This window comes from Rhizobium acidisoli, from assembly GCF_002531755.2.
Taxonomy (GTDB): Bacteria; Pseudomonadota; Alphaproteobacteria; order Rhizobiales; family Rhizobiaceae; genus Rhizobium; species Rhizobium acidisoli.
This window is the reverse complement of record NZ_CP034999.1, coordinates 272,706-293,071: the sequence shown is the minus strand read 5'-3', so window position 1 is coordinate 293,071 and position 20,366 is coordinate 272,706. Positions and strand designations below refer to the sequence as shown.

Sequence of the window (20,366 nt, the reverse complement as noted above, 5' to 3'; positions counted from 1 at the left end):
GATTGAAACGACCTGCTATTCCAACGAGTTTGAGAACGAGCATCGGTCTTCCTTTCGTTGAAATAGTATTGTCTACAAAATTACTGGATTAAAGAAATGGCAATTTATGATCGGGACACATCGCGGAAAACTATCCTTCTCCAGACAGCCAGATGGCGAAAGCTGTGGGCTCCGACCAGCAGCGGTCGCCGGCGGCGGGCCAGCCTCACGCCGCCGACGTGCCGCCATCCCTCGGTGCGGAAAGATTGCGGCGTGACCGGCGACAGGCGAATAATCTACAAATTTGCTGGAAAAATAAAATGCGTTTTCCCGGATCGCTAATTTATCGCATCAGCTCTCTTTGAATATCGTCCTGCAGCTTGGGACATTGTAACAGTCGAACGTGCAGTTTCCGGCACAGGCTCGACGCCATTTCCAGCAGGAAGGATAATGCCGTGACCGCTGCAGCGAGGACGCTTCCGATACTCGACCTCGGGCGTTTTGAATCCGCTCATCCGGAACGAGAACAAGCGCTGGCGGAGCTTCGTGACGTCAGCCGGACGCTCGGATTTTTCTATCTCACCGGACATGGTATTCCGCAGCGACGGATCGACGATCTGACCGGACTCGCACGCCGCTTCTTCTCGCTGCCGGAAGAACAGAAGCTCGAAATCGAGATGCGAAAGTCGCCGCATTTCCGCGGCTATAACAGGGCCGGCTTCGAATATACGCGCGGCAAGCAGGATTGGCGCGAGCAGGTCGATTTTGGTCCCGAGCGCCAGAGGCTGGAGATTGGCCCGGGCGATCCTCCATGGAAGCGGCTGTTCGGCCCAAACCAATTTCCCTCAGCGCTCCCGCAAATGCGTGCGGCCGTGCTCGAATGGATCGAAGAGGTGACGGCCGTCGGCCTGAAGGTTATCCAGGCATTTTCCGAGGCGCTCGGCCAGAGCCCGGATATCTTTGCGCCGATCTACGCCAATGGTCCGAACCAGCTTCTGAAGATCGTGCGTTATCCCGGTCGCGATCAGACTGAGAGCGACCAGGGCGTCGGCGCACATAAGGATGGCGGCTTCGTCACCATCCTGTTGCAGGATGTGATTGGCGGCCTGCAGGTGGATGACGGCGAAGGCGGCTGGATCGACGCGCCGCCAATCCCAGGCACCTTCGTCGTCAACGTCGGAGAGTTGCTGGAACTCGCCTCCAACGGCTACCTCAAAGCCAATATCCACCGCGTCGTCACCCCGCCGGCCGGCGGCGACAGGCTATCAATCCCGTTCTTCCTCGGCGCCAACCTGGCCGCCACCATTCCTGTTCTCGATTTGCCGCCGGCGCTTCTTGCCGAGGTGCGGGGCGTGACACAGGATCCTCTCAATCCCTTGTTCCGCGAGGTGGGGCGCAACGTACTGAAGTCGCGCCTGCGTTCGCATCCCGATGTGGCGCAGGAACATCACGCGGACCTTTTGGACGCGCAGGCAACATAGACGTCGACCACCGGCGCTCACCAAAGGACGCTGGCATTAACACATCTGGCGCGGGGGCCGCCCTTGAAGCTGAATATGTCTTCGATCATAACCATGATCCTGCTCGCGGCCATGTTCGGCCTCGTCGCTCTCAATCCCTTTGGCAGGAATATCGTCGTCCACCACGATATCGGGCCGACGCTATCTGCGAACTGAAGAATTATGCAGTAGCCTTTGGTTTAAGGAGCGGCTCGGGAACTCGACCAGAATTGCGTCTGATCGGCCGCCAAATTCGGGACCGACGCGATGAGCGATCGCGTGTAGGAATGCCGAGGATGGTCGAACACCTGCTCCACCGATCCGCTTTCGACGATCTCCCCAGCCTTCATGACGGCGATCCGGTGGCTCATATGCTGGACGACACCCAGATCATGCGAGATGAACACCATCGAAAGCGCCAGCCGCTGCTGAAGATCCGCCAGCAGATCCAAAACCTGTGCCTGCGTCGTCACATCCAGCGCAGAAACCGGCTCGTCGCAGATCAAAAGCTTCGGTTCTGCTGCCAGGGCCTGCGCAATCGAGACGCGTTGGCGCTGCCCACCGGAAAGTGCTGAAGGACGGCGGACGAGCAACTCCGGGCCGAGGCCTACCATCTCGCTGAGCTCTACCACCTTCCGCCGGCGGGCGGCTTTATCAAAGTCGCCGCGCAGCCGTAACGGCTGCTCTATGATGCGCTCGACCGTAAAACGCGGATCGAATGAGCTCAACGGATCCTGGCTGATCGTCTGGAGGCCGGCTCGCACCGGTCGGCGGGCGGCTTCTGTCAGCGCACTCCAGGGGCGCCCGTCGAAGAGCACGTCACCGCTATCCGGCCTCCGCAGCGCTAGCGCAATCTTGCCGAGCGTCGTCTTGCCGGAGCCGGATTCACCGACAATGCCCAGCGTTTCTCCACGGCCGATCTGCAGCGATACGTCGCTCACCGCTTCCAGCAGGCTACCATCGGGACGCCGGAAGCTGACGGAGACGTTTCGGATCTCCAGGAGCGGCTCTCCATCCACCGGCGCGCGGTTATAGGCTGGCGCAGCGTCTGGTGCGCTCAAGCGCCGGCCGCGCGTGGCGCCGGTCGGGACTGCGGCGAGAAGACGGCGAGTATAGGCGTGCTGTGGGGCGGAGAGGACGTCTTGCGCCGGGCCTGATTCAACGAGACGGCCATTTTGCATGACCGCCACACGATCGGCCAATTGCGCCGCAACGGCGAGATCATGGGTGATGAGAAGAACGCCGAAGCCGGCGTTGGCAAGACCCTTGAAGACCGATAGCACCTGTTGCTGTACGGTCGCGTCCAGCGCCGTGGTCGGCTCGTCGGCGATCAGCAAACGCGGCTCCGCCGCAAGCGCTGATGCAATGAGGGCCCGTTGCCTCAGCCCTCCGGAAAGCTCATGTGGATACTGGGCGGCGCGGATCTCCGGATCGGCGATACCGACGCGGGTCAGCAATTCGCCGACGCGCGCTGCCACCTGCGATCGTGCCGCGAGCCGATGCGCGAGCAACGGCTCGGCGACCTCGCGCCCGACCAGGCGCAACGGGTCGAGGGAAACCAGGGCATCTTGCAGCACGAAACCGATCTCCCGCCCACGGATCTCCCGCCAAGTCCTCTGCGACTGCCGCAGCAGATCCAGCGGCCGGCCGTCATGTGCCGCCAGCACCATCTTGCGGGCCTGGACATGCGCATGTGGACCGGCAAGGCCAACCAGCGTGCGCGCCGTCACCGACTTGCCTGATCCGGACTCGCCGACAAGAGCGAAAATCTCGCCCGGCGCGATCTGCAGGGAAAGATCCGAAACGGCCTCGATAACGCCCTGTGGCGTGTCGAAAGCGACATGCAGCCCGTCGATCTCGAGGAGCACTGGGCTGGGCGAGGCGAGGACAGGCGGACGCGGACCGGGTCGTATGTTCATCACGCGTCCCCCCGGGCCAGAAGCGTCTGCAATCGCCTGGCGACAAGAGTGATCGAAATCACCGAAACCGCGACCACGGTGGCCGGCAGCAGACTTGTCCAGGGAGCAATGTCGATTAAATTGCGGCCGTTCGCCAGGAGCGCTCCCCATTCGGCGGCGGGCGGTACGACGCCGAGGCCGAGAAAACTCAAGGCCGAGGCGGTGAGCACCGAGGCGCCGACGCCGATCGTCGCGAGGATGACCAGCGGCCGAACGGCGTTCGGCACGATATGCTGGATAGTGATCGTCCAGGGATGTTCACCAAGCGCCACGGCATGCTCGACATAGCCGGAGAGTTTGACCTGCAAGACTTGCGAGCGGATCAGGCGGGCGTAACCGGCGATGGAGGAGAGGCCGACGGCCAGCAGGGTGTTGAGGGGGCCGCGCCCGAGCACGGCAATCACCAGCAGCGCCAGCAGTATTTCCGGAAAGGCCAGAAGAATGTCGATGACGCGCACCAGAAGCCGGCTTATCGGCTTCGGCGACAGGGCCGCCGCCGTCCCCAGAATGACGCCGCCGAAACAGGCGATCAGCGTGGCGCCGATGCCGATCGTCAGCGACTGCGATGTTCCGTAGACGATGCGGGAAAAGAGATCGCGTCCCAGTTCATCGGTTCCAAACCAGTGACTGCCGCTTGGCGCTTCCAAGATGGCATTGGTATCGATCGCGTCCGGATCGAATGCTGTAAACCATTGCGGCACCCAGACGGCGAAGGCGAGGACGACGACCGCGGCAAGCGGCAGCAGCAGCCCCGGCGCGAGCCACGGATGCCTGCGACGGGAACCCGCAGCCGTGCGGCCGCGCAGCACCGTATCGAACAATTCCGTACTGCTCATGCTGCACTCCTTCGCAGGCGCGGATCGATCAGCAGATAGAGGGCATCAACCAGAAGGTTGATCATGACGAAGACGAAGGCGGACAGCATCACCAGCCCGAGGACGAGCGGCATGTCGCGGGTCTTGATGGCCTGAAGGGTAATCTGCCCGATACCGGAGCGGCCGAAGACGGTTTCGGTGAGGATCGAACCGCCGAGGGTGCTTGCAAACAGTGTTCCCGTCAAAGTCGAGGCGGCAAGCGCTGCATGGCGCAGGCCGTGCCGCAGCCGGAGAGCCGTCTCACCGACGCCACGGGTGCGGACCGTCAGCGAAAAGGGCTGGAGCAGGGCTTCCTCCAGACCATCCCGCAGCACCTGGGTCAGCAGTGCCGCCAGCGGCAGGCTGAGCGCGATGGCCGGCAGGACCAGTGCGGAAAAGCCGGCATTGCCCGTCACCGGAAACCATTGCAGCCGGAAACTGAAGACCGACAGCAGCACGATGCCGATCCAGTAGACGGGCGTACTGAGGAGGACCAGCTCGATCCCCGAGACGGCAACGGCGATCCCCCTGCGCCGGCCGGCGGTGGCCAAAGCAATGCTCAACGCCAGGATCAAGGCGATGAAAATCGCACTGCCGGCGAGCTGCAATGTCGGTCCGGCCGCCTCGTAGACGAGCTCCGTAACCGGCTGGCGATATTGGTAGCTTTCACCGAAGTCGCCGGTCAGGGCGCTGAGCACATAACGTGCGTATTGCACGTAGAGCGGCTGATCCAATCCATATTGTTGCGTCAGCACGGCGCGCTCAGTCGCATCGACGACGTTCTCGCCGCCTGACAGCACCGATACGGGATCGCCGGGAATGAGCTGTACGGCGGCAAAGGCAATCGTTGCGGCGCCCCAGAGCACCGCGACGACGACACCGAGCCGCTTCAGCACGGCGCGGATCACATTACGGCTCGAGCCAGGCATCATAGAAAAGCGGCTTTGCGTTTGTTGCCCAGCTGATGCCGTGTAGCTTCTTCGACGCCCCGAGCTGGTATGCTGCCACAAAGAGCGGCACTGCATAGGCCTGCCCGACGATCTCAGACTGGATCTCGCCATAGAGCTGCTTCCGTTCCGCATCGCTCGCGCCGATGGCCTTGCTCAGTTTCTCATCGAGGCTGGTGACGCGAACGTAGTCGGATCCGTTCGGCGGCACATAGGCCGAATGGAACACGGTGCGCAGTATGTCCGGTTCCGCCCGGACATAGAAGAAGGAAACCAGATCATAATCATTGCTGTTGGCCCGGGCGGTGTAACCACCGGCGTCGACCGGATCGAGCTGGAATTCGAACCCGGCCTGACGGACCTGATATTGCACCGCCTGCGCAAGGGTCACATTCGATGCGCCGACAGAGGCGCTGTCATAGACATAATGCACGGTGAGGCGACGGCCGTCCTTCGTGCGAAATCCGTCGGCATCCTTCTTCGTCCAACCGGCCTCGTCGAGCAGCTCGTTCGCCTTGGCGAGATCGAAGCCCCATTTGCTCGCCACGCCGCTATCGTAATAGAGCGTCGACGGCCCGAGAATGTTATCGGCCGGCTTGAGCGTGCCGAGATAGGCCGCCTTCACCGCCGCCGCGCCGTTCACGGCGCTCTGGAACGCCTGACGGACCTTGGTGTCCTGGAAGGGCTCCTTGGACGTGTTCAGGAAATAGGAATTGTTGACGCCGGGATTCTCCCTGGTCACGACCTGAAGCTTCTCATCGCCCTGCACGGAGCGGTAATTGGCGGGCGGAACTTCGTCGATCGCCTGAACCTGGCCGCTTGCCAGGGCGCCGAGGCGAACCGATGATTCCGGCAGATATTTGAAGTCGATCCCATTGAAATGGGCCGGGCCGGCATGCTTGGCATAACCCGGCCCCCAATTGTAATCGGCGCGGCGCGTAAGCTTGCTGCCGCTGCCCTTGACGAAGCTTTCGAGAATATAAGGACCGGAGCCGACAACCGTATTGGTCGTGCTCGTCGCCTTCTGCAAATAGGTCGGCGACTGGATCCCAAGATAGGGCAGGCTCAGCCCCTGAAGCAGCGGCGCGAAGGACTTTTTATAGTGGATGACGACCGTGCCGGTATCGACCGCCTCGATCTTGTCGATCGGGCCGAGCAGCGATTTTGCGTAGCTCGACGTCGTCTTCGGATCCAGGATCCGGTCGAAATTATACTTGACCGCGGCGGCATCGAGCGGCGTGCCGTCGCTGAAGGTCACGCCCTGTTTGAGATGAAACGTATAGACGCTGTTGTCGCTGTTGATCTCCCAGCGTTCGGCCAGCCACGGCACGAAACTATTGTCCTCGGCTTGCCCGACGAGGGAATCGACCAGGTTTCGGGTGATGACGGCGGTAATCGAGCTGCCTGTTATCGAAGGATCGATGATCGCCGTGTCGGTGGCGAGCCCAACGGTTAGCGTGCCGCCTTCCACCGGCTTTGCGCTCTCGGCCGCAGACGCCTGCGTGCCTGTAAATGCGACAAGGGAAAATGCCAACGCAACAGCGATGGGATTTCGTCTCGGGAATGTCTTGAAAGGCTTTACCGTCATCTCTGATCCCAGAATTGGTGATGCTTCAGCTCCGCTCGATGTCCATTCATATGTCGGCGAACAATCAGCGCGTCAGCATATATTGTCTATTAAATTTATAGACTAAAGGCATTCTGGTTCGTTTGCGCCCGCGGATGAAAAAATCCGTTCCGCAAGAATCTTGTCAGGGAGCTTTGGAAAAGCGGCCTCTTTACCGACATGACGGGTTGCGTCCTTCGCCGTCGTCAAAATGTGAAACGAAGGCCGTCGGTTTGAGCGGCGATCGAAATCGTCCCAGTCATCACCTCGTCGGTGCATGCGTCCTTGCTTGCTCATTGGCGCCCGCTGGAACGTGAGACAAGGGCGAAGGCTTAAACGGCGGCGGCAAGATTCGGCGTCGAATATTGCGCAAGCCGATCCGGCAGCCCGAGGTTGGAACGCAGCGTGGCCTCGACGTAGTCGGTCCGGTAGACGCCTCTTTCCTGGAGGATCGGCACGACCCGTTCGACGAATTCGTCGAAGCCGCCGGGGGTCAGGTGCGGTGCGAAGACAAATCCGTCGGCAGCGTCCGCCTGCACATAGTGGTTGATCTCCGTAGCGATCTCGTCCGGCGTACCCACGAAATGCTGCCGGCCGGTGACGCGAATGATCAACTGGCGAATACTGAGCTTGTCTCTCTCGGCCAGCTCGCGCCACACACGCGCCGTTTCCAGCCTGCTGGCGACGTCCTGATTGTTGGCGCGCCCTTGTGCCAGCCGCGTCTCGGAAATATCCGGCTCGATATCCGGCAAAGGTCCGTCCGGATCATAGTTCGAAAGATCCCGGTTCCAGACCTGCTCCAGAAAGACGATCGCATTCCTCGGGCTGACCTGCTGAAGACGGATTGCTCTCATTCTCCTGGGCATCCGCCTGCGTGTCGCCGATCACGAAATTGGCGCCGGGCAGGATCTTCAGCGCATCCGGGCTTCGGCCGTATTTCGTCAGACGACGTTTCACATCGGCATAAAAGGCCTGCCCGGCTTCGAGCGAGCCGTGGCAGGAATAGATCAGGTCGGCATGGCTGGCGGCAAGCACAGGCCGCTGCCAGATACATTGCTGCCGGAGGTGACCAGCATCAACCGCAGGCGCAGAAGAGTGGAAATTTTCCGTCGCTATGCGCGCCAGGGACTGACGCTGCGCGAACTGATCATTCAGGCGCAGGAGACCGGCCACTGGTCGATTGCCGGCACGCCGGAGCAGTTGGCAGATGCGATCGAGGAGCGCGTCAAGTCAGGCGTTCTCGATGTCTTGTCGCTGCACGGCCTAGGCAATCCCGATGAATGGATTGCTTCCGGAACTGCGGCGCCGTCAACTGATCGATACCGACTATGTCGGAGAAGATTTCCGTTCCAATCTGGAACTGCCGCCGCTGGCGCCGCCGACGGTCAGCCAGGCATCGCGAACGGCCTGACGGCAGGCCGTTCCCAGCTCTGGATGAAGCAGGTCACTCTTACACGTCGTCAAAGACATTGACGACGTCGCGGGCTTTGGCCGCCTCACCAATCCAGCCATTGAGCAATGACGCAGCCGCATGGCTTTGCGACACGATCTGAGGCACCAGATCGATATCCGGGAGGCTGCCGAGACCAAGCGGCCCCATTGCGAACAGCCCATGCAAGGCGGCCGACTTTGTCCGCCCGCTTTCGTCCACGACGATACCGATTTCGAGTTCGTCCCGCGTTGCAAGACCCGCAACGATCAGCGAGCGGACCAGCGGGCTATCGGTGCCGGACGGTCGGAAGCGGCAGTCTATCGTCAGATCCGCGGGAAGGACCTCGAGCCCGGCCGGGGCCGAAAACAGCACGCCGTTCGTGGCGACACGATCTACTTTTCCCTTCCTCACGGTAATCGCGCCGCTGGCGATCGCATGATGAAGGCGCTGATAGTGCTCAGGCGGCAAGCGGTTGCGATGGCTGTCGTAAATGGCCTTCACGTGGCGTTTGAACCGTGCCCGCTCTTGCGGCGTCAGTCCCGCCCAGAGATCGCGCGCGCGTGAACGAAAGCCGTTCATGATGCCTTGCCATCCTGTACCTTCCAGATCGGCCTTGTTCGCAGCCTCACGCAGGAAGCGGAAGGCGCCGCGCAGCGTGCCCGGCATGGGATGGTCGGTGAGAACAGCTCCGACGGCGGCAGGTGCATGCGACTGCGGCAGGAAACCCGATTCCGAAATCAAGGTGACATGCGAAATCTTGGCGTCTGCCAGCAATGCGAGCGCCCTGTCGACCGCGTGGATGCCGCCGCCGATCACGACAGCATTTTGCGCTCCGCCGGCAGGGGCTGCGTCCGACGTTTCCCGCAGGCCGTAACCGGTCGCGAGAAAGACGGCATCGAAGCGGGTTCGCTGCTCAGGCCCAAGGAAAACCGAATATCCCCCGCCGGGATGCCTGTCGATCGCCGTCACGGCATCCGAGCCAAACTGGACAATGACATCGGGCCGATGCGTCAGGGCTTCGGAGAAGCGTTTATACACATAGGTGCTGAAGATATCTCCGGGCACGAAGGCGTGTTCGAGACCGGCGGGATCCGAGGTCAGGCGATCGCGCCATGTGTCGTCCGTTTCCAACCACCGGCGAAAATCGGCCGGCAGCTCGGGATCAAGGGAAAGGTCGCGAACGCGGCTGGTCAGCACCGTCGACGCCGGCTGGCTGATGCCATCGCTAATATCGATCTTTGCGCGCGGGTCGAACATCACCAGATGGAAGGGCCGATCAACTCTCTTGAAAAGAGCGATCGCGGTCATGATCCCGGTAAAACCCCGACCGATAATCGCAATCCTTGCGAGATGGTCGGCATTCCTGTTCTCCGAATTCGAAGAACGTGACGAGAGAAGAGTCATTCATCGGCTCCTTCTGCGTTGGATCGCCCGGCCCTGTATCCGCCAGCTCCGATCGGCCGCATAATTCTCTACTAAAATAATAGAAAATGAAATCCGGAACGCAAGCCCTATTCGACGTGAAATGATGACGGCGTGGCTTGGCGCCTGGCGGAGCACAGGTGACAGCCGTCGCCCACTGGCTTTGGCATCACGACCGCCTCCATTTGGCGCGCCACATCCAGAGCGTATTTCTGAAGTTTTCGGTGTCGACATTCATCCCGCCGCAAAGATGGGCAGGAGCATCATGCTCGATCATGGGAGCGGCTTGGTTATCGGCGAGACGGCGGTTGTCGAAGACGACGTATCCATACTCCAGAATGCCACATTGGGAGGAACGGGTAAGGAGACCGGCGACCGGCACCCCAAGGTGCGGCGCGGCGCTCTGATTGGAGCGGGAGCCAAGATCCTTGGCAACATCGAAATCGGCGTCGGCGCCAAGGTCGGTGCTGGCAGCGTGGTCGTCAATGCCGTTACCGCCTATACATCCGTCGCCGGCATTCCGGCGAGGCAGGTGGGCAAGCGCCACTTCAACCTTCCCGGCATCACGATGGACCAAACCTTGTCTGAACCGGAGTACACGATCTAAGAGCCTGATTCAAAAGTTCATTCGTATATCCAACACCTTGCGATGCGCCTTGTGAGCATTCGGATTGAAGCGATTCGCCCCCATGCGGTTGCGCTTTCGATCGATTTCTCCCAGTCCTTGGCGAGACGGCGGCGGCGTCCAAACCCGGCGAAAGTCCTTTCCACCACCCATCGCTTAGGCAGGACGACGAAGCCTTTGGCTTGATCCGAACGCTTGACGATTTCGATCGTCCAGTCACCATGGCGGCGCATTGCTTGCCTCAACTTGCTGCCGGCGTAGCCGCCATCGGCAAAGATGTGGCGCAGCCAGGGAAAGCGGCGGCGGATCGCCTTGAGGACATAGGGAGCGCCGTCGCGATCCTGTATGTCGGCAGCATGGATGAGCACGAAGACCAGAAATCCAAGCGTATCGGTGACAATGTGACACTTGCGGCCTTTGTCTCAGCGCAAACGCAGCTTGTCGCGGCCTTGCCCGCATCATAGCCGGACATTCCGCAACTTTCCGTGGTCTTGACGCTTTGGCTGTCGATGATCCCTGAAGTGGGTTGCGCCTCCCGTCCCTCGAGTTCCCGCGTCGCCATCACCAGAAGCTGGTTGATACTCTGCCACAGTCCGATTGCACGCCAAGCATAAAAATAATCGCGCACTGTCGAAACCGGCGGAAAATCGCCCGGCAGCATGCGCCATTGGCAGCCGCTCGAGGCGATATAGAGGATCGCCTCCACGACCGAGCGCATATTCGTCGTCCGATGCCGCCCGCCACGACGCGCTGGCGGGATCAGCGGTTTCATCAACGCCCATTCCCGGTCCTTCAAATCATTTGGAAAACGAAGCACGTCTCGGCTATGCTCATGGCGAGCGATAGCAGTCCAACTCATCGAAACCCCATTTGATTTAGTACCAATAGGGAATCACAACTGCCCGTTATCGCTGAACTTTTTTTAAATCGGGCTCTCACAGAGAAATAATGGCCGCCTTGATGGGAGCTGAACCAACGACCCCGCCATTCCACAATCGTGCAGTCGATGGGACAGTAACCCGCGCGCCTGCAGCAAATATCACGCCGCTGGATTTGCACATCCGACGGCCGACGTATTGGAGTAAAGATCAGGCGTAGATTTTATCACCAAATGGTGCTATCCGTAACACCACAATTAGGAAGCCAGACGATGCGATCGACTATCAATCTCGACGACACCCTCATGGAAAGGGCTAGGTCTCTGACGGGCACGAAAGAAACCGCCACTCTGGTCCGCCAAGCGTTGGAGACGCTTGTTCGTGTGGAGTCGGGAAAACGTCTCATCGCGCTTGGCGGAACTATGCCGGATGCGGAGGCAGCCCCACGCCGCCGGAGCGCAGCTGCCAAGTGATACTTGCCGACACTTCCATCTGGATCGATCATTTCCGGCATGCCAAGATTGTGTGATGCGAGAGCACACAGCGTCGAGGTTCGGTCGATCTGCATCAACGGGCTTCAAGGAAGCCGAGGCCATCCGATTGCGGAAGATGCTGGACAAGCTGCGCTGCAAGCGAAAGCAGCCGCCCCCGCCCTATTCCTGAAGTGCCGCTAGTCGAGCCGACCCTGGTCGCCGAGAGCGAGTTTCCTGGACAGCTGATGGGAAACTTCGCCATCCATCCTAACGAGCGGAGGTGGCGCCTAAGGTGAAATACGCCGACTTCAACCAGATCACCCCGCAGCGAAAAGGTTCCGACGACCCTTCCGGCCATTGCGTACGGCCCCAGAACAGATCGTTAGCCTGCGGCTGACGCCAATCGTTCGGCCGCGGCTCACACAGCGCCACTTGGCGTATTCAAAAGCGCCGAGGCTCTTCGCGCAGCGCTGGAAGAGCGAAGCCATTGAATCTTGTGAAGCATTCGGTTGCGCGGCGGGCGGATTTCAACTAGGTTTCGCAGCGAGGCAGTACGCGCTGCCTTGGGGTGTGGAAACCCCTACAAGCGGTTGGTGTCGGCCGATTCGGCACCACACTCCTTGACCTTCGGTCGAGGAGCCTGTGGCGTATGTCCAGGTTCCTCGGAACTAAAGGCCACAGGACCGTCTTGTACGGTTTCCAACTCCCCGATCAGTGGGTTTAGCGAGTTTTCAGCGGGGGCGCACCGCGTGAAACTCTCCATCGGGGTGTCCACCATGAAGCGCTATGCAGCAGCACAGGTCCGGACTTCGAGGCCTGCGCAAGCCGAACAGTCGAATGTAGCGCGCGAGTTGGTGCATCCAGTTGATCGGCATGTCGGACAGCAAATCCGTATGCGCCGAATGCAGTCGAATGTATCCCTAGGGGATCTCGGCGCCGGCATCGGGGTCAGTTTGCAGCAGGTACAAAAATATGAAAGCGGTAAGAACCGCGTCAGCGCTTCGATGCTCTACGAGCTTGCCAATTGCCTCAAGATCCCTGTTTCGAGGTTTTTCGAAGGCCTTCCAGATCCCGAAACCACTCAGGGCCAGCAAATCATAACAGAGATCGATGAGAAGATTGCCTACATTTCTACGGCGGAGGGACGGCGTCTGATAGACGACGTTTTGCTCCTTTCCCCGCGTGTGCGTAGCCGCGTCGTTGCCCTCGTCAGCTCGATTGTCGATGAAGAGATGGAAGAACAGAAGTAAGCATCCGAGAGGGCCACTCAGGCGGCTTGATCTGTCGGTGGCGTAAGAGGTATTTGTGGAACTTCAGTGGCTCAGCCGTGGCTGGGTAGGTTCGATTGGTAGCGGTCCGTCTGTGGATACAGCCGACACGATATCTGTATAGTCATTTATTGATGGGTTGTTATGACGATAGGGCTGGTTCGACTCTTGCTATGGGTGAACGTTCTAGGCTGTGTGATGCAGACAATTGGACTTAGGTTGTCGGCGTGAGAAACGGTTGAGCGTAAAGTCTACAAGGCACCTCTGAGGCTAATAGCCTCGACGACTGTGCGTTCTGTTCGATGGCCGTAAACTCCGATCAACATCAGCGATGTGACAATCGTCGTGGTTATCGTCGATGTGATGAGGCTCCGCCTAACTTTGTCAGGCGTTCGAGAAATGACAAAAAGTGCTCCCCCGATCAACAATCCAAAGATCGTTTGAACACCGATCCCGCCGATCAGTTCACCGAAAAGGAACCAGAAACCGAGGTAAGGCTCTGTGAACATCGAGTCATCGCCCCAATGCAACCGCATCAGCTCGAGGACTAAGAAGGCGACAGCCCCAAACATAAAAGAAAGGCCGACAAATCTCAGCATTTTACCCTCCATACGAGAATGCGACCTTAGCTGCAACTTGCTTTCAATCTATGAAGAGAAATGATAAATTGCCGAACTGGCCAAGAACGTGAACACCATGGCAGCAGGCAGACGTCCCGCGCGGTCTCCCCAATCCACCGAAGCAGGACTTCGAGACGGCCATTGACGCCGTTCACGTTGTAACTGGCGATCACCGTCAGTGGCGATCAATCTCGGCCTCGACTTTTTTGCGGCTGTTACCGGCAGACTTGACCGCCTTCTTGACCGTATCCTTCGAAACGTTTTCCTTTTTCGCCTCGTATGCGACTTCATGCTTCTGACCGGCGGCGACGCGCGCCCGGTCCTGATTTCGTCCACGTGATGTAGTAGCCATGATAGAGCCTCCTGTGTTTCGACCATCTAAAAACGAACGCGGATTCAAGATGTTCCGGCCAATTCGTGCGGTGCAAGACATTCGTCGCAGGTGCCGCAACCGGCTGACCTCGATCCTGCACCGCAAAGACCTCCGCGGTGTCGCTCCGGCCGACTGGTAGTTGCTGGCTTCTCAAGGACGATAACGAAATCGAAGCTGCTGAGCACGTCTCTCCGCTGGGCGGGAAGCTGTCGATCAGCAAGGTGCAGGACGAAATCGGTTATCCCGTCGACCCGGCAGCTCAGTGAACGGCGGCCGACGTCGGCGCGTTTACGCGCGTCGCCCACCTGCCGACATAAGTGCCGATGAGCAACGTTGTGACATCCTCTAACGATGTCACGCCTTCGTTGAAGAACTCGATGGCGGCCGAGCACAAGGTTTGCGACGCCTGGTCGTCGGGTTCGACCTCGTAATAGCGGTACCAAGCCTGTACCGCTTCCGAAAGCATGCGGAAGTGTTCGTCGTGCGTTGGCATGTGACATCCTCCAGCTATCGACATAGCGGAGGAGCGATCTACAACAAGACCTCAGTCTCCAACTCTTCGGGATCCTGACGGCGGTCGTTCCTCACTCAAAGGACGCCACAGGTGGTGGTCGCAGCCGCAGTCTTTCCGTGAGCGGGTCAATCGGTCGGCGGCACGGCATGTTTTCGTGCAGGTTATACGGCAGGCAAGCAGACCACTGAACGCCGCTTCGTCTTCAGATCCGGCCGCATGCGCATCACCGTTTGGGCAACAGGCATCATGGAAGCGCCGCCAGGCAAGAAGAGCGTCGTCTGCGAAGAGAAAACCAAGCGGCTCGGCGTTGGCGGCTAACCGCTAACCAGCGACACCACGAAGGAGCCAGCCCGTCGGGGACAGATCGCCCCCTCAGCCGCTTCATCAATGTGATTTGGAGTTTGAAATGGATCAATTCGCTACCGCCGACAACACCTCCGCAGCCGCGAAGCCAGGATTGCGAGGGTTACAGTCTTGAGGACCTAGCCGTCGCCAGCGGACTTACGGTCGAGGAAATCGCAGCGGCCGAGGGACCCCTTCAGATCGTGCCTCAGTACCACCTCGAGCGCATTGAGCATGTGATCTCGTAGCTTTCCGTCTGGGTCAATCGCCGCCTTTGCGCAGATCCGACCTGCAAGGAGCGGCATGAGGGCGAGCCACTATCCAGGTGCGGCGACACGAGGCGGCGCGGCAGGAGCGCGACACTAAGCCCTCTTACCGGGGCGTGGCACAACAGGGCGCGATGTCGCTCGAGAAGTAAGCGCCCTCAACGCGAACCTTGCCCCGGAGACCATGGAACCAGTGGGCTTGGCAGCTCGCCCAACGAAGCCGGGAAGACGACAGTCGCCGAACAACGGCGGTCGCGGGGCCGGAGGCGCCAACTCGATCGTTGGCCGTGGCTCAAGCTGTCGCCATCATCGGCTGTATCTCAGTACAGCTGAGGATCCCTGTCCCGCGACATCCGAGAGACAGCAATGACCTGGTCTTCCGGCACCAGCAAATCGTGTTTTTCAGCGAACGCAGCGTACAGGCCGCGTGCCGTCTCCGGCTCGATCTCGCCGCGGAGCGCGGCACCGCAAGCCTTGAGAGCGATGGAATACGCACTATCCCGCAACGACGCCGGCCATTCGGCGAGATGCCGGTAGGCGTCCATCACGCTGCGGACCTCAACGGGAAATCCAAGACCAACAAGAACCGAAACAGGCTGTCTGAACATATCGGGCTTCATCATTCTCTCCTTCCCTAGCCGCGATGTTGATGGGCGCCATCGCGATGGCGCCGTTTGATGTCTTTGCGTTCGAACGTCGCCTGCGCTGAACAGTCGACGGCATCCGATTTGGTTTTTGGCTTTTTCGAATTCAAGAGGAATTGCAAAATAGCTCGTCCTCTCCCTGGCACTGATCCGCCCAGTGCCATGCGCTTTCAGCACGTCAGAACCAAACCATCCCATAGACAGAAAACAATGGAGGCACTCGGCCCTCTCTCGGTGGCAACAAAGCTGCTTCCTGTGAAAACATCAATGCGCTGAAGGTTTTGGAGGGGGGCGAAGGAAGGGCAACCTCGTCGACCGTCTTCAGCACCAAGAGAGTGTCATGGCGCCGCATGCGCGTGCGCCGGTTCAACAGCCGAGCTGATGCCGCTTTGGGATTGAATATGGAACGAGCCGCGTCCGCCCGTCGTGCGGTCGCAGCCCCGATGGCTGCTCCACCTCCACATCTGTGTCGTGGCGCCTCTGCTGAAATCAAGGCTCGACATCCGACGGGGGCCTGGCTCAGGCGCGCCGGATTTATGACGTCCACGACGAGTAGCTCGGACTTGAACCCGCTTCTATTCGTTTTGGTACGGTGCCGGACACGGTAGCGATGGGAACATGCAATTAGGAACTCTCGTGGATGCCTGAGGTTTAGGCCTCGCAAAGACAATCAACCCACAAAGGTGAACTCATGACTTTCAAGATCCTTGCGACGTCAGCACTCGCTCTTGCTCTTGCGACATCTGCCATGGCTCAATCCTCCGGAGGCTCTGGCGGCTCAGGAAGCTCCAGCGGCGGCGCATCGTCCGGCAGCGGTGCGTCCAGTACCAATGGCGGCGCATCGGGCACCAATGCGACGGGCGGCAGCAATATGAATGGCAGCAGCGTTGGTAGCAATTCCACCGGGTCTGGAGCTGACGCCGGCAATCCAACGGATAGCAGCAGCAACTCTGGCGCGTCAGGTGGTGATCCGAACGACTGCCAGCGCGCAGCGGGAAGTGGCACCGGCAATCCGACTCCCAATAGTTCCGCACAATCAGGCGCGGCCAATGCTTGCTGAAGTCATCCAGTCTGGTCGGTAGTAGCAAAGGTGCTCCAGGGACAAACGCAGGCTCGCCAGCTTTCGCGGGCCTGGGTGCCACTAGCGACCGCTTTCGACCTACCTTGTTGATCACGCCGAATTGCGATTTCGCAAAGCTGGGCGTCCGAACTCGCCTCAACGTCTTTGCGGTAGTGGAGATGCTTCCAATTACACTGCCTGGCGCCCCTGCAGCCTAACGGCTTCAATCTTGTCACGAAGCCCCGCTCAGTCGCCCGCTGTTGTGGATCGGCATGTGAGCCTCACTAGCAGCGCTGCCCGCTTCGGCGGCGGTATTTTGATGAGGGCGGCCCGGAGCAACATGCGGCGAGCGTTCCGTTCGTCGTTCAATAGAGCGATTAAGTCGAAGATCCCGTTCCCTTCTTTATCAAACTAACCACCCGCGCTATCTCCACGGGCTTGTCGAGGCGCTTTACCGTCTTAAATCGCGGAGGGATTCCACTGGAACCGTAACCGGTGACGAATGCAAAGGGTGCGTTCCGAGCCGCCAGCGCGTCTGCGATCGGGATAGCCGACTCTCCATCGAGATTCAGGTCAAGTATAACAAAGTCCAGGTGATCCGTTTCGTCGAGAAGTGCAAGCGCGTCACTCAAGGCGCCGACCGGCCCAACCACCTGCGCACCGGCACGTGAAAGCGAGCTCGCCAGTTCGTCGGCGATGAAATAATCGTCCTCAACAACGAGAATGGCCAGGCCAGCAAGGGTCTCAACAGTAATCGTGGACTATTCCTTCCGAGGTCGAAAGCTATGGGAGCGAGAATTGTGCAGCGGATGCCGCCGGCGCCCATTTCATAGGTGGTCTTAGCTTTGAGTTGATACGGGAGAGCGCGCTCGATGAGCTCCCGCCCATAGCCAGAGCCCTGCGCCGGCGCGTCGTCGCTCGGCATGTTTTCAACCCCGGTTTCCACCCACTCCAGGAGCAAGGCTGGCGATCGGCCGTCAGATCCATGCTCGAGACGCCATCGGATCGTAAGACGGCCTTGCTCCGATGCCAGCGCTCCGTATTTGACAGCGTTGGTTGCCAGTTCGTGGAGCGCCAGGGCGAATGTCTGGATCGCCCGTGACCGCAATCGGATGCCCGGCGGTCCATCGAGCGTTATCTTTTCCCTGTCGCTGACATGCGCGGCCAATTCCGCCTCAAGCCGATCATCGAGCGTAAGCCGTTCATATTCGCCCAGATGCGAGAGAAGACTTTGGACTCTAGCAACAGCGGCAAGCCTGTGACTGAAAGCCTCGGCGAAGTCTTCCAACGTCAGGCTTGACTCGATCGTCTTGAGCGACAGCGACCGTATGACCGCAACGATGTTGCGGGTTCGGTGCTGTAGCTCCGCCAGCATGACCTCCTGACTGGTCTGAAGTTCCTTCAGTTGCTGCACATCAGTACAGGTCCCGAGCCACTCGAACCCTAAGCCACTTCCTGGAAGCGAGCGGCTGTGGTGCCAGATATATTCCCCATCCGAAGCGCGACGGATACGATATTCGCAATCGAGCCCACCCTTGGCTTCCGCGTCCTCCCAGGCCGCCGTCACCAGATCGCGATCGTCGGGATGGACGGCCGCCAGCCAACCCATCCCAAGGCTGTCTTGATTATGTTGTCCTGTAAACCGTTCCCACTGCGGGCTTGACCAGATGCGAAGGCCAACGGATCGCGCCCGCCAGACCAGTTGCGGAACACCCGCTATGAGCGATCGCTGCAAGGCTTCGCTTTCCGAAAGCCGCTGTTCGGTTCGATGTTTCTCGGTGACATCCTGACCGATCTTGAGGAACCCTCTTACCGAGCCGTCCGGGTTTCGCAGGCATACGGTCGAGCCGTCAACGAAAACCTGCGAGCCATCCTTGCGCACGTGCCATCGCACGTCGGGAGCCGAACCTTCGCGTCTGGCCGTCTCGATTTCCTTGCGATCCTCGCCCTTCGCCCGATCTTCGGGAGTGAAGAGTTCGCTGCAAGACATTCCGGCGGCTTCCTTAGCCGTCCACCCGAAGACTTTCTCAGCACCCTTATGCCAGTCGACGATCCGATCCTGCGGGTCCGCGACGAAGATGGCATAGTCGCGGGCATTCTCAACGACGAGAGCGAAGCGTTCCGTCGTCGATTGAAGGGCCTGCATCTTGTGGAGCCTGTCGATCACCGGACCGAGGATCGTGGCGTAGGTTCTGAGGAATTGTGTGTCTTCCTCACAGAAATCCCTTGGCTCGACGTCGTCGACCTGAAGCAGACCGAAAGTGCGGTTGCCCGGTAAGAAGATCGGAACGTTGGCGAGCGCGGCGACACCGGCCGCTCGCATGAAATCGGGCGTTTTGAACCGCTCTTCCTTTGTGATGTCCTGAGTGATGACGGGCTCGCCGGTACGGATTGAATAGGTCTCCGACGAATGGTCCTCCATGTGCAATTCGAGACCGACGATGTCAGGCTCCCAGCCAACTGCCGCTCGCACGCGCAGCTTTTGACCACCCTCCTGAATTTCCAGTACCTTGGCGCGGCGCGTTTCGACTGCGTCGCTGACCAGACGACAGGCCTCGCGCAGGACTGCATCCAGATCGTCGGAGCGAAGCGCAAATTCCCCGAAGTCGGCGAGGACTTTCTGGCGCTTGACTAACTGCCCATGATCCAGCACTTGCTTCCTCGGGCCTGTCATTTGAATTCCCCCGAACATCCTTATAGACGATCAGTTCCCGGCGATGCGCGGCCAGCAGCTGGCATCATTCACCTGGAAACTGATTTAACGTTGGGACGGGATTTAGCTAGTTAGGGACGGAGGCCCTCCCAATCGTATGGCCACTGAAGCCATCGTCTTAGGAACTTACTCAAGGTTATCTGCCCGAGATAAGCGAGCGTCGCCAAATCTGCGGCGACACAGCTGTCCAGTCTCCCCCGCACCCCACCCACAATCCAGCCGCCCTCCTCCCTCGCCGACCTTGGGGAACCCAGACACCTCGGCGTTGTTACGCTCTCGGACCGCACGAAAATCAGTATCCAGTACGCTGCGCCCCATATGGCAGTGGTCGTGCGGTCCACCATACCTAAATCATTCGACCTCGCGATTGGTAGGACTTGCGGGAACTCTCGTCACTGACAGTGGTTAGGCGCTTGGATTGTTGGGTAGCGCATGCCTTGCGCTCTTCGCGATCCACCCCTTCCGCAGGGGTTCGGGCCGCGCAGTGGCAAGCTTTGGTCCCTTCCCACTTCGACCGCTGCTGCGCGGCCGCCTATTCATTGAGCTTCAGCGCGACGAGTTCTCCCGCGTGCGATAACTCCAAGGCTGGAAAGCTACAGAAATAGTCCCGCCGATTTATCGAAGATATCGAGGTCGAACTCAGCATGAGAGAGGCTATCCGGAAAGCACGAGGCTTTTGACCTTCTCCTCATATTGAGGAACTCGAGCGCAAGACGGTGGCGATCCGCGCGATGACCGCCACCCTGAAGCACTTGGTACTGCACTGTCAGGGATCCTGTCATTCTCCTCAGTAGTGAAGATGGCATACTCCAGCGTGCGCCGACGGAGGGTCTGAAGATGTCGCGACTACGCAAGGAGAAGAGCAAAAAGGGCGGCTAACTCTCGCCATGGAA

14 protein-coding genes and 6 pseudogenes are annotated in these 20,366 nt (G+C 59.7%); 6 read left to right on the top strand and 14 right to left on the bottom strand.

Going from position 1 to position 20,366, the window contains the following annotated elements:
- The first annotated feature begins 434 nt into the window (after positions 1-434).
- Positions 435-1,460: an isopenicillin N synthase family dioxygenase gene (locus CO657_RS23785; RefSeq protein ID WP_054185700.1), complete on the top strand. Its 1,026-nt coding sequence runs from the start codon at positions 435-437 to the stop codon at positions 1,458-1,460.
- A gap of 218 nt (positions 1,461-1,678) precedes the next feature.
- Here the strand turns inward: CO657_RS23785 and CO657_RS23780 are convergent, their stop codons facing one another.
- The 5 genes and pseudogenes from CO657_RS23780 to CO657_RS23760 all read right to left on the bottom strand — a co-directional run.
- Positions 1,679-3,397, bottom strand: a complete 1,719-nt coding sequence (locus CO657_RS23780) for a dipeptide ABC transporter ATP-binding protein (protein ID WP_054185699.1) — start codon at positions 3,395-3,397, stop codon at positions 1,679-1,681.
- Entirely contained in the window at positions 3,397-4,272 is an 876-nt protein-coding gene (locus tag CO657_RS23775; protein WP_054185698.1) for an ABC transporter permease, read from the bottom strand. Before CO657_RS23775 ends, CO657_RS23780 begins: the two co-directional genes overlap by 1 nt.
- Positions 4,269-5,222: an ABC transporter permease gene (locus CO657_RS23770; RefSeq protein ID WP_054185697.1), complete on the bottom strand. Its 954-nt coding sequence runs from the start codon at positions 5,220-5,222 to the stop codon at positions 4,269-4,271. Before CO657_RS23770 ends, CO657_RS23775 begins: the two co-directional genes overlap by 4 nt.
- Complete coding sequence (locus tag CO657_RS23765) at positions 5,200-6,825, bottom strand: ABC transporter substrate-binding protein (protein WP_054185696.1); 1,626 nt, start codon at positions 6,823-6,825, stop codon at positions 5,200-5,202. Before CO657_RS23765 ends, CO657_RS23770 begins: the two co-directional genes overlap by 23 nt.
- Before the next feature lie 350 nt (positions 6,826-7,175).
- Positions 7,176-7,872, bottom strand: a pseudogene (locus tag CO657_RS23760) (LLM class flavin-dependent oxidoreductase); the annotation flags it as partial.
- Positions 7,873-7,878: 6 nt separating this feature from the next.
- Between CO657_RS23760 and CO657_RS23755 the strand changes: the two are divergent.
- A pseudogene (locus tag CO657_RS23755) lies at positions 7,879-8,254 on the top strand (LLM class flavin-dependent oxidoreductase); the annotation flags it as partial.
- Between the two features lie 39 nt (positions 8,255-8,293).
- On the opposite strand, the gene CO657_RS23750 reads toward CO657_RS23755, so the two are convergent.
- The gene (locus CO657_RS23750; RefSeq protein ID WP_054185695.1) at positions 8,294-9,679 is read right to left on the bottom strand and encodes an FAD/NAD(P)-binding protein; all 1,386 of its coding nucleotides are present in this window, start codon (positions 9,677-9,679) and stop codon (positions 8,294-8,296) included.
- A 167-nt stretch (positions 9,680-9,846) separates the two neighbouring features.
- On the opposite strand from CO657_RS23750, the pseudogene CO657_RS23745 reads away from it, so the two are divergent.
- Positions 9,847-10,304: pseudogene (locus tag CO657_RS23745) on the top strand (LbetaH domain-containing protein); the annotation flags it as partial.
- Between the two features lie 17 nt (positions 10,305-10,321).
- Here the strand turns inward: CO657_RS23745 and CO657_RS23740 are convergent.
- Positions 10,322-11,181 (bottom strand): annotated as a pseudogene (locus CO657_RS23740) (IS5 family transposase).
- Positions 11,182-11,472: 291 nt separating this feature from the next.
- Here CO657_RS23740 and CO657_RS23735 point away from each other — a divergent pair.
- The 3 genes and pseudogenes from CO657_RS23735 to CO657_RS23725 all read left to right on the top strand — a co-directional run bounded on the left by CO657_RS23735 (position 11,473) and on the right by CO657_RS23725 (position 12,923).
- Positions 11,473-11,673: a type II toxin-antitoxin system VapB family antitoxin gene (locus tag CO657_RS23735; RefSeq protein ID WP_016736583.1), complete on the top strand. Its 201-nt coding sequence runs from the start codon at positions 11,473-11,475 to the stop codon at positions 11,671-11,673.
- Between the two features lie 88 nt (positions 11,674-11,761).
- A pseudogene (locus CO657_RS37455) lies at positions 11,762-11,944 on the top strand (ATP dependent DNA ligase); the annotation flags it as partial.
- A 505-nt stretch (positions 11,945-12,449) separates the two neighbouring features.
- Positions 12,450-12,923, top strand: a complete 474-nt coding sequence (locus tag CO657_RS23725; RefSeq protein ID WP_054185694.1) for a helix-turn-helix domain-containing protein — start codon at positions 12,450-12,452, stop codon at positions 12,921-12,923.
- Positions 12,924-13,192: 269 nt separating this feature from the next.
- Here CO657_RS23725 and CO657_RS23720 read toward each other — a convergent pair whose 3' ends face one another.
- From CO657_RS23720 to CO657_RS23680, 7 genes and pseudogenes are all read right to left on the bottom strand, one after another.
- The gene (locus tag CO657_RS23720; protein WP_064842400.1) at positions 13,193-13,540 is read right to left on the bottom strand and encodes a hypothetical protein; all 348 of its coding nucleotides are present in this window, start codon (positions 13,538-13,540) and stop codon (positions 13,193-13,195) included.
- Positions 13,541-13,641: 101 nt separating this feature from the next.
- A pseudogene (locus CO657_RS37450) lies at positions 13,642-13,734 on the bottom strand (exodeoxyribonuclease III); the annotation flags it as partial.
- Between the two features lie 2 nt (positions 13,735-13,736).
- Positions 13,737-13,913, bottom strand: coding sequence for a DUF3606 domain-containing protein (locus tag CO657_RS23710; RefSeq protein WP_080771747.1), 177 nt, complete (start codon positions 13,911-13,913; stop codon positions 13,737-13,739).
- Positions 13,914-14,193: 280 nt separating this feature from the next.
- The gene (locus tag CO657_RS23705; protein ID WP_054185692.1) at positions 14,194-14,427 is read right to left on the bottom strand and encodes a hypothetical protein; all 234 of its coding nucleotides are present in this window, start codon (positions 14,425-14,427) and stop codon (positions 14,194-14,196) included.
- Positions 14,428-15,376: 949 nt separating this feature from the next.
- A complete protein-coding gene (locus tag CO657_RS23695; RefSeq protein WP_054185723.1) occupies positions 15,377-15,676 on the bottom strand; it encodes a DUF982 domain-containing protein in 300 nt (99 codons plus the stop codon).
- A gap of 1,461 nt (positions 15,677-17,137) precedes the next feature.
- Positions 17,138-17,446: a response regulator gene (locus CO657_RS23685; protein ID WP_245293053.1), complete on the bottom strand. Its 309-nt coding sequence runs from the start codon at positions 17,444-17,446 to the stop codon at positions 17,138-17,140.
- On the bottom strand, positions 17,389-19,434 hold the full coding sequence (locus CO657_RS23680) for a PAS domain S-box protein (protein WP_245293045.1): 2,046 nt from the start codon (positions 19,432-19,434) through the stop codon (positions 17,389-17,391). The genes CO657_RS23685 and CO657_RS23680 overlap by 58 nt, the downstream gene beginning before the upstream one ends.
- Positions 19,435-20,366: the final 932 nt, after the last annotated feature.

What these genes read in the sequence shown, in the direction of transcription:
- CO657_RS23775 (WP_054185698.1), bottom strand. Translation starts at nt 4,272, where the DNA reads ATGAGCAGTACGGAATTGTTCGATACGGTGCTGCGCGGCCGCACGGCT.
- CO657_RS23780 (WP_054185699.1), bottom strand. Translation starts at nt 3,397, where the DNA reads ATGAACATACGACCCGGTCCGCGTCCGCCTGTCCTCGCCTCGCCCAGC.
- CO657_RS23765 (WP_054185696.1), bottom strand. Translation starts at nt 6,825, where the DNA reads ATGACGGTAAAGCCTTTCAAGACATTCCCGAGACGAAATCCCATCGCT.
- CO657_RS23705 (WP_054185692.1), bottom strand. Translation starts at nt 14,427, where the DNA reads ATGCCAACGCACGACGAACACTTCCGCATGCTTTCGGAAGCGGTACAG.
- CO657_RS23770 (WP_054185697.1), bottom strand. Translation starts at nt 5,222, where the DNA reads ATGATGCCTGGCTCGAGCCGTAATGTGATCCGCGCCGTGCTGAAGCGG.
- CO657_RS23680 (WP_245293045.1), bottom strand. Translation starts at nt 19,434, where the DNA reads ATGACAGGCCCGAGGAAGCAAGTGCTGGATCATGGGCAGTTAGTCAAG.
- CO657_RS23710 (WP_080771747.1), bottom strand. Translation starts at nt 13,913, where the DNA reads ATGGCTACTACATCACGTGGACGAAATCAGGACCGGGCGCGCGTCGCC.
- CO657_RS23695 (WP_054185723.1), bottom strand. Translation starts at nt 15,676, where the DNA reads ATGAAGCCCGATATGTTCAGACAGCCTGTTTCGGTTCTTGTTGGTCTT.
- CO657_RS23720 (WP_064842400.1), bottom strand. Translation starts at nt 13,540, where the DNA reads ATGCTGAGATTTGTCGGCCTTTCTTTTATGTTTGGGGCTGTCGCCTTC.
- CO657_RS23725 (WP_054185694.1), top strand. Translation starts at nt 12,450, where the DNA reads ATGAAGCGCTATGCAGCAGCACAGGTCCGGACTTCGAGGCCTGCGCAA.
- CO657_RS23735 (WP_016736583.1), top strand. Translation starts at nt 11,473, where the DNA reads ATGCGATCGACTATCAATCTCGACGACACCCTCATGGAAAGGGCTAGG.
- CO657_RS23750 (WP_054185695.1), bottom strand. Translation starts at nt 9,679, where the DNA reads ATGACTCTTCTCTCGTCACGTTCTTCGAATTCGGAGAACAGGAATGCC.